Genomic DNA, 14,838 nt, shown 5'->3' with positions numbered 1-14,838 from the left:
ACTTGAGTCCCAAGATACAAGCACTTTTTTGTATGCTTGTATCTTGGGACTCAAGTAATGATGCCCTGCGCTACATAATAGTCTTACCTATTTTAGCACTTATCGTTATGATTCCTTTCGGTGTTGTTGCTTTAATGTTTGGGCTATTTCTTAATGCTAGAATTTTAATGAAACGAGAAGGAAGACGTTTCACTAACTGTTTAACACTCATTGCTGCTTTAGGTATTCTATTCTGTATGTTACTCCCTTTTATAAGTTCAGCAAGTTTGTTCTCATCACATTTAGAGCCTATTTTTGCTGGTATTTCTCTTATAACCGTATATTTCTTTATACACCTATCTAACTTCTTAACGGCTTATTTTCTATACCAATTCAACAGACCAAGGCGTAATCAAGATTTCATCATCGTTCTTGGCAGCGGCTTAATTAATGATAAAGTACCACCGTTACTTGCAAGTCGTATTAATAAAGCAATCGACTTTTACTGGAAACAAGCTGCTGTGAATACACCACCAACAATTATTTTCTCTGGTGGACAAGGTCCAGATGAAGGGCTTCCGGAAGCAGAAGCGATGCAAAAGTACGCTGTTGAAAAAGGAATTCCGCTTGAACATACAGTGCAAGAAAATCGCTCTGTAAACACGTATCAAAATATGTCGTTCTCTAAAGAAATTATGGATTCTTTAAATCCTGAAGGTAAGTATAGAAGTATTTTTACAACGAATAATTTCCACCTTTTCCGTGCTGGTATATATGCAAAACAAGCTGGTCTTAATAGCCAAGGGATCGGATCAAAAACTGCATTTTATTACTGGCCTAATGCAATGATTCGCGAATATGTCGCAATTGTTGTGATGGGACGTAAACGTCATATGAAAGTTTGCGGAACGGTTTTAGGATTTGCTTTATTCGTATCCGTGCTTAGTTTTATTGTTTCTTAATAACTAAAAAAATGCCCCTTTTCATGAAAGAGGGGCATTTTTTAGTTAAATAATTAACATAAACGCATACAGAACATTAATAATTCCAGAAACAACTCCTATGATAGCAAACACTTTACTAGTCCCTGTCACCTTTTTATTTAAACCTAATATAGAAAAAACGATAGCTATAATGCCAACAAGTCCCCACAAATTAATAAACCAAGATATTAATCCTGTTATAAAACCAACTAATGAAAACACCTCTATATCACTATTTGAATGACGATTTACTGGATTTCCCTTAACTGCTGCATAACTAAGACTCTCTCCACACTGTCCACAAAACTTATTACCATCGTTCGTTTCATTTCCACATTTCGCGTACAGTATCTCACAGAATCCCTCCTTAAGATCAACGTCCCAAGTGTACATATCCATACTGTTCATTCCCACTTGTTTATATCAAATTATGACCACTCACTTATCAACTACAGGCGTATTTAAATTAATAATATGGTGATAATATCCCCTGCATACATCCATTAAAGGAGAATTTTTTCAAATTAAATGTTAAAATGGAGTTTAGGTGTGAATTACGTAACAAATAAGAAACTAGTTTGAAACGAGGAAATTACATGGAGAAAATTATCAGAAACAAGCCCAATAAGCTAAAAATCGCTTCAAAAGCTTTGATGATTATTATTGGGGCATTTATCACAGCATACGGATTAGAAGCCGTATTAATTCCAAATAACGTATCAGACGGTGGTGTAACTGGGTTAAGTATCGTTAGTTCAAGATTATTCGGGTTACCATTAGGACTTCTAATCGCAGTCGTTAACATCCCTTTCGTTTGGTTAGGATATAAACAAATCGGTAAAAGCTTTGCAATTTATTCTATTATCGGGATTGCTTCGCTAGCAGTAGGTACCGTTCTCATGCACGGAGTACCAACAATTATTGAGGGCGATACACTTTTAATTACTGTAGCCGGTGGTATTATTATCGGTTTYGGTATGGGACTYGCMTTACGTAACGGYGGSGCATTAGATGGAATCGATATGCTAGCTGTGTTACTTTCTCGAAAGTTACCATTTGGAACAAGTGACCTTATTTTATTCTTAAATATGTTTGTCTTTATTTTTGTCTCAACAGTATTTGGTCTTCAAGGAGCTATCCTTTCGGCGATTGCTTACTTTATCGCTTCTAAAGTGATTCATATTGTTGAAGTAGGTTTAAGTGGTTCTAAAACGTTTAAAATCATTACAAAAGAGCCTGAATTAATAGTAGAAACAATTCGTGATCGTTTAGGCCGAAGCGCAACRTAYAAYGAAGTWTAYGGTGGTTATTCAAGAGAGAAATTTAAAGAAATCTCTTGTGTAATTAACCGTTTAGAAGAAAGTAAAATGAAAGAACTTATTCATGAAATTGATCCAAATGCCTTTATTACAGTTTATGACGTAGCAGAAGTAAAAGGCGGTAGTTTCAAGAAACATGATATTCATTAATCATTATGAAAAAAGAGGCTGTGCCAAAATTTTGGCACAGCCTCTTTTTATTATTAAGTTACTACTGTTATCAGTTTTTGTGTTTTACTGCCCGTTAATGCGGGATAAAGTGAAATTTCATCATTGTACTAATGAACAAACTCAAGAATAAGACGAGGAACATAATCAAACTAAATCTTTTATACATAGTCATAACAATCCCCCCTATGTATGAATTGTACCAGTTACAAGGAATAAATCCCCATAAAAAAAAGACCGAAAAGGAAAATTTCTCTTCTCGGTCCTTACACTATCTTCTCTTCATAATTTTCCCTGAACCGCCAACCCTTGTTTTCGGGGGAGACGTATTCTTTGGTGGAGTTTTAATGGATGATTTCGGCTTCACATCAGATCCGCTCGAGCCACCTGGACTTTTCGTGATTTTTCCTTTACTTCCGGTAGAAGGCGGAGGCGTCGTTTTACTTCCTTTTTCGGTAATACTTCCTTTATCACCTACAGATGATTTCGAATCTACATTATCGCCTCGCTTAATAATAGATCCTTTCCCTTCCTTCGTAATTGGAGGTGGGGTTTTCTTTTCTTCTTTCGTAGGTGGTCTTTCCGGGATAACCGGTTTATGATTTTGTCTGTCATTATATCCGCGATAATCACCGTATGWTGATTTTCGTGAACCGAATATATCGTTTAATATACTCCCCATAATATATCCTTGTAAGAAGGATGGTTGGTAATTTTGACGGACAAATTCTTCATTACTTATTTCAATTAACGTATCAGATGGTTTCTCTTTATCCTTTTGTAAATTATACATTTTATCAGAATAAACGAGGAACATTTGATTTTCGTCTTCTTTAGATGCTTGCTTCGGTTTCCTTTCGGCTATAAGTTCCTTTGCAACTTCAGGAACTGACCGATTGGYGGCCCTATACACGTAAGATTCTTGTTTACCATCCTTTGCGACAGACTCTAGCGGATAACGGTCCTGAATTGACTTCGCCTGACCACTTTGACAGCCCGATAAAGCATAACCGGCAATAACAAGTAATGTAACGATAGCAAGTATAGGGATCACGAACGATTTAATCATGGTAAACAATCGGTTTGACATGATTACGCCCCCCTTATGTTGCTCTTATGATTTGTACATCAGCAGGAATAATTACTTCTCCCTCATACATCATTGTGCGACCATTTTGCCATTCAACACGTAATAATTTGCGGTTATCAGATTGGAATTCCCATACGTACTGTTCTTCTGAAGCAGCGAATGGTGTTTTCCCCATAACAACAACACGTCCATTATATTGTTCTTCCATATGATACTCTATATCATCCATTTCAATCGTCGTCGGAATTTCATCGATTGAATCTAAACGACCATCAATCGGTGTATACAATTTGTAATACGTATTTTCACGGTCTTCAATTTTCAAATAACGAATATCTTTCCCATCCTGCAAAGTTAAAATAATCTCCTTGCGAGAATGCATGCTCGTTTTCCCAGTTAATTCGTACATGACTAACGAGACTTCAATCATATCGCCAGGAGCCAACGTTAAAAGACTCTTTTCTGGCTTCGGCGGCTCCGGACTCTTCATTATATTTTTAATACGTTTAAATAAACTCACAATCTACCCCTCCTTTTCTCTTTATAAACAAGCACCTAAAATAAGTGCACCAACGATATGTAATGAACCAGCTAACAACGCATGTGCTAAGCTGCCTTCTTTCGTTCCTTCTTCTAAATCTAAACCAGACATTTTCTTTAACACAAACTCAATGAACATTTCTACAATTAATAAAATAACGAATGAAACTGCTGAGGCAAGAAGCGCTTGCCATAAGTCATTCGATTTCGTTATAGATTGAGATAAAATGTACCCTTGCGCAAATAATTTCATAACGAAACGCGTTGTCACTGCTGTATTTCCATTTTTCATTTCTTTTAAATCATTGTATTTTGTAAAAATCGAATCAACCCACATAATTGCAAATAAAAGTACCGCACTCGCTCCAGTCCATACAAGCATAGCTAAAACATTCATCCACGTCATTACAAAACCTCCTCTAAAAAAGTAATAGAAAACCGACATGAATTCTCTTCAGACATGTCGGTTTCTTTGTCTATTCTATATATTATTTCTCGTACTGCTTCATAATACGAGCTAATTCATCGTCAACAACAGAATTTTTGTTTAAGCTTGCGAATTCATCATCTAACGACTTTTCTTTCTTGTAAATTTCACCGCTTGCTTCTGCTTCAGCCTCTAATTGAAGTGCTTTCTCTTCCATACGGCTTAAACCAGCTTTTGCTGAATTTGAATCAAATCCAGACATCGCCTGATTAATATTCTTTTGTGCTTTCGCTGCATTTACACGTGCAACAAGTGTTTCACGTTTATTTTTCAGCTCTGTTAATTGCTTACGCATTTCTTCTAGCTTAAGACGAAGGTTATCAGCAGCTGCTTTGTTTTGCTCATAGCTCGCTTTATACTCATTCATCTTTTGCTCTGCATTTTGTTTTTCTTCAAGAGCACGACGCGCAAGGTCAAGATTGCTTGCTTGAACAGCCATATGAGCTTGCTCTTCACGTTTTTTCACAAGTGCTTCTTGCTCTTCAAATAATATTTTGAATTTCTTCTCAAGTGCAATTTGAGCTGCTACACTTTTCTCAGCTTCTTGTACATCCGCTTGCATATCGCGTAAATATTGATCCGTCATCTTAACTGGATCTTCAGCTTTTTCAATTAATGAATACACATTCGACATTGTTAAATCTCGTAATCGTTTAAATACAGACATCCAAATTCCTCCTATGATATACCTCATATTTCAAATTCACTACTTGGAAATTTAAAAATCTCCCTTTACAGTAAAGAATATTCATTTTTACAGCCTATGTGTTTATTATAACAAAACTAAGATGTCCTTACATGTTATTTCCAAAATATAGACAATATAATATGACATTCCAGATAAAACATTGTATTCCTAATATATTCTCATTAACCCTCTTTAGAATTGACTTATTTTTAYGYAYTTTCACTAAATTACATWATTGTAATGTTACTGTAAGCTAAYYCGATAGTTACGTTTCGATATTTCTTATACACTAATACCAGAAGCAATGGAAAAATAAACAAGCTTCTCAAAATGGAAGAACTAATACAAAAACTGTATTTACTATAAAGCAGATAAAAAGGAGAAATCATCATGAAAAAATTAGTAGGAATCGGGTTAGCAGCAGCAATTTCATTCGGAGCATTATCAGGTTGTTCTTTATTAGGAGAAAAAGCAAACGGCTTTGTATTATATGGAACAGAAGAGCAAGTAGCGCAAATTGCAGATAAAAATAAAAAAGAAGTAAAAGAAAAAGATGTATACAAAATGAAGCTTACAACGCTAGAAGATAAAAAAGTTCTTGTAATGGATAAGAAAACTGGTGAAGAACTTGTTAAGAAAGAATTACTACAAAAAGTTGATGAAAAAGACGACACGAAACCACTTGATAAATTACCAGCTGTAACAACAGAACAAGGCGTGTTATTCGCAAAAAATAAAGTAGAAAACGCTACAATTGATGGCGCGAAATTAAAATATGAAGGCAACACAATTATCGGTAGTGGCCGTGCATATGCAGATATGTTCGCGATTGTTGATGATGCAACTTACGGCAATGTAAAAGGTGAAGAAAAATCTGTAGGTGTATTAAAATTTGATAAAGACCCTAGTAAAGAATTCCCTGGAAAAAATGGTGTAGAAGGAGCACAACTTGTAAAAATTAAGAAATAATAAAAAAGCTTTGCGAAATTCGCAAAGCTTTTTTCTATTTATCCCGCTATTTGTGGGCAGTAAGACTCCCACCTCAAAATTCGGCTGGAGCGAAGAAGTTAGGTGGGAGTCTTACTGTCCGTAAATGCCCGATTGGTGAGGGCTAACAATCAGTGGGGGATGAACACCCCCCACTGATTAAAGTTTCACTTTATGAGCAATTTGCTCCATATCTGGACTACAAGTTTGTGACTGACATGACTTACTTAAAGAGCATGCTGCGCATTTTCCCTTTTTACTTCTCTTTACAAAATTAACTAACGTATATGCTGCATAACCAAAAATGATAGCTCCAATTATAATATTGACCATCACCGCGATACATCTCCTTCTAGAATCCGAGTAAGGACCCAACTTGGTATATAATGAGCGTTAATACATAAGCAACAACTAATGGATAAACGACAGAGAAAACTGTCCATTTCATCGATCCTGTTTCACGTTTAATAACAGCTACTGTCGCTAAGCACGGAACATATAATAAAATAAAGAACATAAATGCATAGGCTGATAGCGCAGTATAATGTGCTCCCATTACATTTCCTAGCACATCTTCTTTAACTGCATAAATAATTGCCATCGTAGAAACGACAACTTCTTTCGCTAAAAATCCTGTTAAAAGGGATGCCGCAGCTTGCCACGTTCCAAAACCGAGCGGTGCAAAAAGTGGTGCGATAAATCCACCAATCATCGCTAAGAAACTGTCTCCCATATCAACACCAAATCCTGATGGACCTGCATAGTTTAATAACCAAATGACAACAGAACCACCGAAGATGAATGTACCCGCTTTACGAACAAATCCTTTACCTTTCTCCCACGTGCTCAGCCATAACGTTTTCGCTTGCGGCACACGGTAAGGTGGTAGTTCAATTACAAAAATAGATTTTTCTGTTTTTAAAATAGTAAGAGACATAATCTTTGTAACGAGTAATGCAAGAACAATCCCTGCGATATATAAAGAGAACACAACAGTCGCCTGACTATGAGGGAAGAAAACTCCCGCAAATAGTGCATATACAGGTAAACGTGCCGAACAAGACATAAACGGTGTTACAAGAACTGTAAGTAACCTTTCTTTTTCTTGTTCAATCGTTCTCGCTGCCATAATACCTGGAACGTTACATCCAAAGCCGATAATCATCGGAATAAATGCTTTTCCGTTTAAACCGAAAAACTCCATAATTCTATCCATAACAACTGCAATTCGTGCCATATATCCTGAGTCTTCTAATAATGAAATGAAGAAGAATAGTGCAAAGATTTGTGGAACGAATACTAATACCGCACCAACGCCGGCAATAATACCTTCTGTAACGAGCGCTTGAATAAAATCAGAAGCGCCAACACTTGTGAGCCCAGCTGTAACCCAATCAGTAAGTTGTCCGCCAAAAAAACCATCAAGCATATCCGATAAAGGTGTACCAATCCACGTAAACGTAACCTGAAAAATAAAAAACATAACTGCTAAAAAGATTGGAAGTCCTAAAATTTTATGTGTAATTAACTGATCGATTTTTTCCGAGAAAGGAATTTCCCCTTCTTTCTCATGCTGCATAACATTTGTTTTTAACTTTTCAATATACGCTTCACGAGTCTTGTAAATGTGCTCCTCCAACGTACAATCAAGTTTTCCATCTAAACGAGATCGAATGGCCATAAGTTCCTTATAAATTGGTAATGCTTTCATTTCTTTTTCTACTACTTCGTTATTGCTTAGAAATTGAAGGGCTAACCATCTCGGATGCTCATAATTCGCTGTCTCTAAAAGAGCGATTACCTCTCCAATYCCTTCATCCATTTGTACACCATATGAAATAATGAATGGCTTTTTCTCTTTTTGTTTCTCTTCATGAAGAGTAGTAAGTAATTCTTCACAGCCTTTTCCGGTCCTTGCGATGACAGGAACGACTGTTACACCTAATATTTCTGATAACCTTTTTACATTAATCACAATTCCTCTTTGCTTTGCCACATCAACCATATTTAAACCAATTGAAACGGGCTTACCAAATTCAAGTAATTGCAATGTTAAATGCATATTTCGCTCAAATTGAGAAGAATCCACTATATTTAACATATGATGAAATTCATCTGTTAGTAGAAAATTCGTAACGACACCTTCATCACGTGAAACTGGATTCAAATCATACACGCCTGGTAAATCAATTAATGTTCCTTGCTTATCTTTTAATTTACCAACCTTCTTTTCTACTGTTACACCGCTCCAGTTTCCTACATACTCATAAGAACCAGTAAGTGCATTAAATAATGATGTTTTCCCTGTATTCGGATTCCCTAGCAAAGCAACCTTATTCACGCTAATTCCACCTTTATCATTTTCGCGTCACAATGACGAATACTAATTAACTGCCCACGACACTCCAATGTACAAGGACCTTTAAACATCGCTTTCTGTTTTATGCGAAGYTCGCTTCCTTCCGCMAGACCRAAAGCAGCTAATCTACGCTTTAATAACTGATCTAACGACTGAATACTTTTTACTAACACTTTCTCACCAATTTTAATATCTACTAAGCTCATAACCTTCCCCCTCAGAAGAGAATGATAATTATTTTCAAARAAATTATATCATACTCTATTTCACTTGGACTATATCTTTTTGCTTCATATTTATTAACATTTCAATACAATTCTATTTCAATAATTGTCATACAAAGTATATTTGCCATTCTCATCCATTTCACTTACAATAAATAATAACAAATAAAGAATCTCGTTATCACAGGGGGAGCCTTGCCGCTGAGAGGGAACATTTCGTTCCGACCCTTCGAACCTGTTAGTTAATGCTAACGCAGGAATTGTGCAAACGTCCGAAATACACACCTCTTTTTTTATTTACGTATTTCGTATCCTCCTATGATAATGTTCTTTTTTGTGCAACTTGGATTTAGGGGGAGACAACATGCGTAACACCAATTTACAAGCGATGATCGAATCTGCTATTCTTGCAGCCTTCGCCTTGATTATCGACATTCTACCATTATCAATTAAACTTCCAACAGGCGGTTCCATCTCATTTGCTATGATTCCTATTTTTATTATCGCATACCGCTGGGGCTTCAAAAGGGCTTTCTTAGGAGGCTTAATTTGGGGGCTTTTACAAATTGTCGTAGGCGATGCTTACATTCTAACACCAGTTCAAGCATTCATTGAGTACTTCATTGCCTTTGCCTTTATCGGCTTTGCTGGTTTATTCTATCGTCCAATTCAAAAAGCACTTGCCTCAGACAWCAGTAATGCAGAGCATTCAAGTTTTGGTAGTCGCAAAGATAAASCWAAACAAAACAAAGGAAAAAAAGCACTTGTTTACATTATCCTTGCCACATTTGTCGGCAGCTTTGCACGCTATTTCTGTCACTTTATTGCTGGTATTATTTTCTTTGGTCAATATGCACCTAAAGGACAATCAGCTGTSYTATATTCATTAATTGTAAACGGYAGTACYATGATCGGTTCTTTCATACTATGTACTGTATTACTAATTCTTTTATTTACAACTTCACCACGCTTATTCAAAAGCATTGGTGCTTATCAAATGAATTCACAAAAAAAGGGCGCTTAATTAGCGCTCTTTTTTTCATATCGTAATATCAATAATAAATACAATAAATGCACAAAAGAAAATAAATACCATCACACCTAGTAAATTGCTGTTTACGGCTAATCTACTCCTTACATAACCTCATTTTCTATTCAAATTATACTGCTCCAAAATAAAGATTAGGTAAAGATAATATGAAATTAAATTAAAAAAAGCGTAAGATGTATTGTCTACGCTTTTTTCGGTAAATAGAAGTAAAATAACACACCATCTTCTGTATTCTTTACCCCATATTCAGCATTGTGCAGTTCTAAAATATTTTTTGAAATCGCAAGGCCAAGCCCTGTTCCACCTTGTGAACGTTTCCGTGACGCATCCACGCGATAAAAACGATCCCAAATTTTATCTAATTGTTCTTCTTCAATATGGGAACCTTTATTTTCAATACACACTTCTATACGATTCTTCTCATCTATTACGGAAATAATAATATCTTCTTTTTCTGGTGTATAACGTATTGCATTCGTAATRAARTTCACWATTACTTGTTCAATTCTATTTTGATTYCCAACCACTTCAGCTGGACATATATGYTTGTGCACACTCAGTTCTTTTTTCTCTATCTCCGATGAAAGCTGTTCACATATTTCTTCAATCACTCCATCGATATAGAAAGAATCCATCTTCATGTTATATGTGCCAGACTCAAATTTAGCTAATTCAAGCATATCCAAAATTAATATATCCATCTTGTCTACTTCTTTTTCCATCGCCTGAAAATAGTAGTCTTTCTTATGTTCAGCTACCCCATCTTTTAAAATGGAAATACAGCTTTTCATAATACTCAGCGGCGTTTTTAGTTCATGCGATACACCCGCAATAAATTCTTTCCTTGTGTTTTCTAACTTTCTTTCTTTTTCAATATCTTGTTCTAACTGTCCAATATGTGAATGTAGTTTATTAGATAATGTATTAATATTTTGCGATAAATCACCAATTTCATCTTTTGAAGTAATCGGAATTTTTTCTGTGAAATCCAAATGAGCTATTTTCTTCGTTGTATCATTTATTTTTAGTAACGGTTTTGCAATTTGTTTTGAGTAATAAAATGAGGCTAGAAAAATTAGAATGACTACAAATGCAACAATATAGATGTAATAATCTTGCACCATTTGTACAGCCTCATCTACAGGCTGTAAAGAAGCCATCGCATATATATATGTTACCGATCCGTCTTTTTCTTTTTTTGGTTTAATTAATAATTTATATTTTATATCATTTTTTTCATAGTCCATTATTTGTGTTGCATATTTTATTTGATTGCTTTCTTTTAATAATAAATCAGCTTGAAATTCTTTTATATTATCCAAAAATAAATTGTTTTTATAAATTGGATTTACGGGAACTGTTCCATCAGAAGGCTGCACTTTCGTAATTGTCCCATTTATATTGAAATCGGAATTTTGAGCAACCCTCTTCTTCTCCAAATCACTCAAATTCCCAGCAACTTTTTCTCTTTCCTCACCGATTAAATCTTGTGCTACTTTTGGCTTTTCCTCACCGATTAAATCTTGTGCTACTTTTGGCTTTTCCTCACTTGCCTTAAGTTCCCTTTCAGCTAACTTCTTACTTAGTGGTTTATTAGCCCAACTCAAACTCCCCTCTGCTGACTGTAAATATGATGTGATGAAACTGTCATTTCTTAGCAAACCACTAAAATAAACCTTTTTTCCTACCAAACTAGGTAGTATCCTACTTTCAATCTCATCTATATTCATGAGGTTATACAGAGGAATAGTGATTGTTTTTTGTCCAAATTGTTTCTCTGCCAAACGCTCTAAAGTAATCTCCACATAAAAATCATCCGCATGTTTTAAATTCCCATTCTGATCTAATGTTGTAATCCACGTATTATTTTCTCTTAAAAAGTCTTGCTCCAGCTTCTGAATTCCATCTGCACTTCCTGCATAATTTAAATAGTTCTTTTCAAAAGAATTTAAATTCACTTTAATATCTTCCACTTTTCGATTCGCATAATATTGCTTAAAAAATATCGTTTGTCCAATAAATATCGTCGCTAAAATCAACATACATAGAGCTGTTGTAAGGGCAAATAATTTAAGTACAATCCCTTTTCTCATATGTTCCCCTCGAATTTATAACCGGTTCGCACTACAGTTGTAATGCACTTTGCTTTCTCTCCTAATTTATTTCGTAAATTACGAATATGACTATTTACTGTGCGATCATCCCCAGCAAACTCATATCCCCAAATTCTTGAAATTAATTGCTCTCTTGTTAGTACAATTCCTTGGTTTTTCATGAAATACACTAATATTTCAAATTCTGTATGTGTTAAACTAATGTCTGCCTCATCAACAGTAACAGTACGTGACGGAAAATGGACRTGAATGCCATGAATTGATAACGTATCATCTTCATTYTCTAAAGGTTTCTTTGWTGCTTKTCTACTTTCCAACAACCTTTTCGCTCTCGCTAATAAAATAGGCGGACTATATGGTTTCGCAACATAATCATCTGCCCCAAGCTCAAACCCAAGTAACGTATCATCTTCATCAACACGTGCCGTCAACATAATAATTGGAACCCCGGACGTCTTACGAATTCTTCGGCAAACAGACCATCCATCTAGTTCTGGTAACATAATATCAAGTATAACTAAATCGACCTCTTCTTCTTCAAATAAGACTAAAGCTTCTTTTCCATCTCTCGCTTCAAGTACTTTATATTGTTCACTCAAAAAGTAATCCTTTAATATTTCGCGTAAAATATCTTCATCTTCAACAATTAAAATGTTTTTTGACATAATCTATGTCTCCCCCTCTCGCTTTAAGAAATTACTATTCAAAGCTCTATAATTTATKTTGAATTRCTCGTAATTAACTTTGCCTCGATAATATATCGATCCGGTGCATCCCCTATATAATCAAATGGATARCAAGTCGTCARTGTTAATGTCGGTTCTTCTTTTTTCACAATAACAGTGCGATCATCCGCATGTGTAATCCATKTCTTTTGAATTTCGTATGTGTAARTTTTATTATCATACTCCAAAATAAGGTTATCCTTTTCTTTTAACTCYCCTAAATCTGTAAATACAGTATCTCGATGCCCACTCAGTACAGTATGTCCTCCTCCAGATGGCGTTGTCGTTAAATCACTAACGAACATACCAACTCCTTTTTTCAAAGTTGCATCATTCGCTCCCCAATATATAGAAAACTTCTTCTTTATTTTCGGTATATTTAACATTGCTACCTTTTCTCCTTCTTTATGCTCGGTTTGAGAAGAAGGTACTTGGGAAGTTACAGGTGTTTCATGTGAAAGTTGATTATCTTGTATATTTTTAAGGCTCTTTATTTCTTCTTTCGTTAATTCTTGAGCAGAGCTTTTTCCTTTATACCATTCCACAGCGTAATACGATCCCATGAATAGCCCTATGGCCATCAATATGATACCGATATAATTGAGTAACTTCATGTTCCATCCCTCCATGCAAAAAATGGTAGGAATAACCTACCATTTTTAATATATGAAATTATCCCATTCTTTATAGAAAAATATTTTATTTACGCCTTAACTTTATTACGACGCTTCAAACCAAATAATGTCCCTATCCCTACAAGACATGCACTTAATGCCATCATTGCTACATTACTTGATGCTGTGTTTGGTAATTTTTCACCTTGTACAGCTGGCTTTGCTACTTCCTTTTTCGCTGCATCATTCTTTTGCCCGGCCTTAATTGCTTCTTCTTTTTTTGCAATAGCTTCCTTTTCTTGCACTTGTGGCGCTACTTCTTTTTTAGCCGTATCATTCTTTTGTCCGGCTTTTATTGCTTCCTCCTTTTTAGCCATATCACTTTTTTCTTGTACTTGTGCCGCTTCCTTTTTCTCTACATCATTTTTTTGCTGTACTTTAATTGCTTCTTCTTTTTTAGCTGCATCTTGCTGCACTTGCGCCGCTTCTTCCTTTGTTAATGTTCCAGTATCCGCACTCGCTACTGAAGAATATCCTACTGTTAAAAGTGCTATTGCACAAATTGGTAATAGTTTTTTTTTCATTTTCATTCTCTCCTCTTATACGTTTTACATCACGTCGCATCGGATGTATTACTAGAATAAACAAGAGATATAAATATAAGATGCAGATGAAATATATTTCATTTAAAGATTTCATTTTAGAAAAATAAAAAAACACCGTAATATATACGATGTTTTTTCGGGTGTGTGTCTCGATATTTATTTGTTACTTTCGCGTGATTGAGAAGTAGAAAGGGCCGGAGTGATAACTAATTGTCTCGGCTCAGTTTTCTTGAAGTGATTTTTGACGTTACACTTACTACATTGAACGACCCATGCTTTAATAGGATTTGTTAAAATAATTTTTTGCCTTTCGTTAGGGGCCTCTTCTTCCAATTTACAACTATCGCTCCACTTACTCCATTTCATTGTAAATTTAGAAGAAGAATGATCGTCTTCTCGATCAAACGTATGCAAAAAATCCATTTCTCCAGCTAGCATTACGGTGTTACTAGTTGCTAAAAAAGAAAAGGTCGTCCAATGTTTCTCCATGCCCTCCTACTCCTTTTTCACATATAGAGTGCCTAAAACTTAATTTACCTAAAATATGCTTGCCTYTTACCTTACACTTATAGTTTATCCAAAACACTACTATGCAACTATCGATTTGTCTTACAAATCACCTTACATTTTTGTAAGAAACGAAAAAACCTTCACTCTATATACGTGAAGGTTTCTCATTTCTTATCTATAGGATCTTTCATATCATCAAGTCCAGCTTCTTGCAGCTGCGACATCATACCGTGGGAAATTGCGCCTAATACTAAAGTCATTCCAATTAGTGAAATCCGAATTGCAGGTACATCAATTATGTAAGCCAACATGCCAAGAACAATTGTTAAAAGCAATGCTTTTATAAATGTTACACTTGTATACTGTTTCTTTTTCATCATAATCACCCTTTATGG

At 35.3% G+C, this 14,838-nt stretch carries 18 protein-coding genes and 1 riboswitch; of the genes, 4 read left to right on the top strand and 14 right to left on the bottom strand.

Annotation, left to right across the window (positions count from 1 at the left end; all coding sequences use genetic code 11):
- Window positions 1-941 (top strand): YdcF family protein (locus AC1DJR_RS05745; protein ID WP_477002195.1); only part of this gene is annotated, 941 nt, incomplete at its 5' end.
- A gap of 45 nt (window positions 942-986) precedes the next feature.
- Here the strand turns inward: AC1DJR_RS05745 and AC1DJR_RS05740 are convergent.
- The gene (locus tag AC1DJR_RS05740; RefSeq protein WP_060750096.1) at window positions 987-1,361 is read right to left on the bottom strand and encodes a zinc ribbon domain-containing protein; all 375 of its coding nucleotides are present in this window, start codon (window positions 1,359-1,361) and stop codon (window positions 987-989) included.
- Between the two features lie 197 nt (window positions 1,362-1,558).
- On the opposite strand from AC1DJR_RS05740, the gene AC1DJR_RS05735 reads away from it, so the two are divergent.
- Window positions 1,559-2,431, top strand: a complete 873-nt coding sequence (locus tag AC1DJR_RS05735) for a YitT family protein (RefSeq protein ID WP_429686583.1) — start codon at window positions 1,559-1,561, stop codon at window positions 2,429-2,431.
- A 289-nt stretch (window positions 2,432-2,720) separates the two neighbouring features.
- Here the strand turns inward: AC1DJR_RS05735 and AC1DJR_RS05730 are convergent, their stop codons facing one another.
- From AC1DJR_RS05730 to AC1DJR_RS05715, 4 genes are all read right to left on the bottom strand, one after another.
- Complete coding sequence (locus tag AC1DJR_RS05730; RefSeq protein WP_477002194.1) at window positions 2,721-3,539, bottom strand: DUF4247 domain-containing protein; 819 nt, start codon at window positions 3,537-3,539, stop codon at window positions 2,721-2,723.
- Window positions 3,540-3,552: 13 nt separating this feature from the next.
- Complete coding sequence (locus AC1DJR_RS05725; RefSeq protein WP_002015752.1) at window positions 3,553-4,059, bottom strand: DUF4178 domain-containing protein; 507 nt, start codon at window positions 4,057-4,059, stop codon at window positions 3,553-3,555.
- A 21-nt stretch (window positions 4,060-4,080) separates the two neighbouring features.
- Window positions 4,081-4,485: a DUF350 domain-containing protein gene (locus AC1DJR_RS05720; RefSeq protein ID WP_429686581.1), complete on the bottom strand. Its 405-nt coding sequence runs from the start codon at window positions 4,483-4,485 to the stop codon at window positions 4,081-4,083.
- A gap of 82 nt (window positions 4,486-4,567) precedes the next feature.
- Window positions 4,568-5,233: a PspA/IM30 family protein gene (locus AC1DJR_RS05715; RefSeq protein WP_002015754.1), complete on the bottom strand. Its 666-nt coding sequence runs from the start codon at window positions 5,231-5,233 to the stop codon at window positions 4,568-4,570.
- A 411-nt stretch (window positions 5,234-5,644) separates the two neighbouring features.
- Here AC1DJR_RS05715 and AC1DJR_RS05710 point away from each other — a divergent pair, with 411 nt between their 5' ends.
- Window positions 5,645-6,223 carry a lipoprotein BA_5634 family protein gene (locus tag AC1DJR_RS05710; RefSeq protein ID WP_060750100.1) on the top strand — a complete coding sequence of 193 codons (579 nt, stop codon included), beginning with the start codon at window positions 5,645-5,647 and terminating at the stop codon, window positions 6,221-6,223.
- Between the two features lie 177 nt (window positions 6,224-6,400).
- Here the strand turns inward: AC1DJR_RS05710 and AC1DJR_RS05705 are convergent, their stop codons facing one another.
- From AC1DJR_RS05705 to AC1DJR_RS05695, 3 genes are read right to left on the bottom strand one after another with little or no spacing between them, the layout of a single operon-like run.
- Window positions 6,401-6,577: a FeoB-associated Cys-rich membrane protein gene (locus AC1DJR_RS05705; protein ID WP_000989602.1), complete on the bottom strand. Its 177-nt coding sequence runs from the start codon at window positions 6,575-6,577 to the stop codon at window positions 6,401-6,403.
- A 16-nt stretch (window positions 6,578-6,593) separates the two neighbouring features.
- Window positions 6,594-8,582, bottom strand: coding sequence for a ferrous iron transport protein B (feoB, locus tag AC1DJR_RS05700; RefSeq protein ID WP_429686580.1), 1,989 nt, complete (start codon window positions 8,580-8,582; stop codon window positions 6,594-6,596).
- Entirely contained in the window at window positions 8,579-8,806 is a 228-nt protein-coding gene (locus AC1DJR_RS05695) for a FeoA family protein (RefSeq protein WP_000060510.1), read from the bottom strand. The genes feoB and AC1DJR_RS05695 overlap by 4 nt, the downstream gene beginning before the upstream one ends.
- 194 nt (window positions 8,807-9,000) lie before the next feature.
- A riboswitch (TPP riboswitch) is annotated at window positions 9,001-9,102 on the top strand.
- 86 nt (window positions 9,103-9,188) lie between these two features.
- On the opposite strand from AC1DJR_RS05695, the gene thiT reads away from it, so the two are divergent.
- Window positions 9,189-9,848 (top strand): energy-coupled thiamine transporter ThiT, encoded by a 660-nt coding sequence (thiT, locus tag AC1DJR_RS05690; RefSeq protein WP_477002193.1) that lies wholly within the window; start codon window positions 9,189-9,191, stop codon window positions 9,846-9,848.
- A gap of 209 nt (window positions 9,849-10,057) precedes the next feature.
- On the opposite strand, the gene AC1DJR_RS05685 is transcribed toward thiT, so the two are convergent.
- The 6 genes from AC1DJR_RS05685 to AC1DJR_RS05660 all read right to left on the bottom strand — a co-directional run bounded on the left by AC1DJR_RS05685 (window position 10,058) and on the right by AC1DJR_RS05660 (window position 14,823).
- Complete coding sequence (locus tag AC1DJR_RS05685) at window positions 10,058-11,968, bottom strand: sensor histidine kinase (RefSeq protein ID WP_429686578.1); 1,911 nt, start codon at window positions 11,966-11,968, stop codon at window positions 10,058-10,060.
- On the bottom strand, window positions 11,965-12,654 hold the full coding sequence (locus tag AC1DJR_RS05680) for a response regulator transcription factor (protein ID WP_477002192.1): 690 nt from the start codon (window positions 12,652-12,654) through the stop codon (window positions 11,965-11,967). Before AC1DJR_RS05680 ends, AC1DJR_RS05685 begins: the two co-directional genes overlap by 4 nt.
- A 53-nt stretch (window positions 12,655-12,707) precedes the next feature.
- Window positions 12,708-13,328, bottom strand: coding sequence for a class D sortase (locus AC1DJR_RS05675; RefSeq protein WP_477002191.1), 621 nt, complete (start codon window positions 13,326-13,328; stop codon window positions 12,708-12,710).
- A gap of 89 nt (window positions 13,329-13,417) precedes the next feature.
- On the bottom strand, window positions 13,418-13,912 hold the full coding sequence (locus tag AC1DJR_RS05670) for an LPXTG cell wall anchor domain-containing protein (RefSeq protein ID WP_429686575.1): 495 nt from the start codon (window positions 13,910-13,912) through the stop codon (window positions 13,418-13,420).
- 177 nt (window positions 13,913-14,089) lie between these two features.
- A complete protein-coding gene (locus AC1DJR_RS05665) occupies window positions 14,090-14,422 on the bottom strand; it encodes a hypothetical protein (protein WP_429686574.1) in 333 nt (110 codons plus the stop codon).
- Window positions 14,423-14,607: 185 nt separating this feature from the next.
- Window positions 14,608-14,823, bottom strand: coding sequence for a hypothetical protein (locus tag AC1DJR_RS05660; protein ID WP_060750108.1), 216 nt, complete (start codon window positions 14,821-14,823; stop codon window positions 14,608-14,610).
- Between the last annotated feature and the right edge of the window lie 15 nt (window positions 14,824-14,838).

Source organism: Bacillus sp. 05T31 (genome assembly GCF_056396725.1).
The sequence above is the reverse complement of the archived record's forward strand: the minus strand, read 5'-3'. Positions and strand labels throughout refer to the sequence as shown.

Bases quoted from the DNA above. Each gene is read 5' to 3' on its own strand.
- AC1DJR_RS05710 (WP_060750100.1), top strand. From the start codon at position 5,645: ATGAAAAAATTAGTAGGAATCGGGTTAGCAGCAGCAATTTCATTCGGA.
- AC1DJR_RS05720 (WP_429686581.1), bottom strand. From the start codon at position 4,485: ATGACGTGGATGAATGTTTTAGCTATGCTTGTATGGACTGGAGCGAGT.
- AC1DJR_RS05715 (WP_002015754.1), bottom strand. From the start codon at position 5,233: ATGTCTGTATTTAAACGATTACGAGATTTAACAATGTCGAATGTGTAT.
- AC1DJR_RS05670 (WP_429686575.1), bottom strand. From the start codon at position 13,912: ATGAAAAAAAAACTATTACCAATTTGTGCAATAGCACTTTTAACAGTA.
- AC1DJR_RS05665 (WP_429686574.1), bottom strand. From the start codon at position 14,422: ATGGAGAAACATTGGACGACCTTTTCTTTTTTAGCAACTAGTAACACC.
- AC1DJR_RS05740 (WP_060750096.1), bottom strand. From the start codon at position 1,361: ATGGATATGTACACTTGGGACGTTGATCTTAAGGAGGGATTCTGTGAG.
- AC1DJR_RS05660 (WP_060750108.1), bottom strand. From the start codon at position 14,823: ATGATGAAAAAGAAACAGTATACAAGTGTAACATTTATAAAAGCATTG.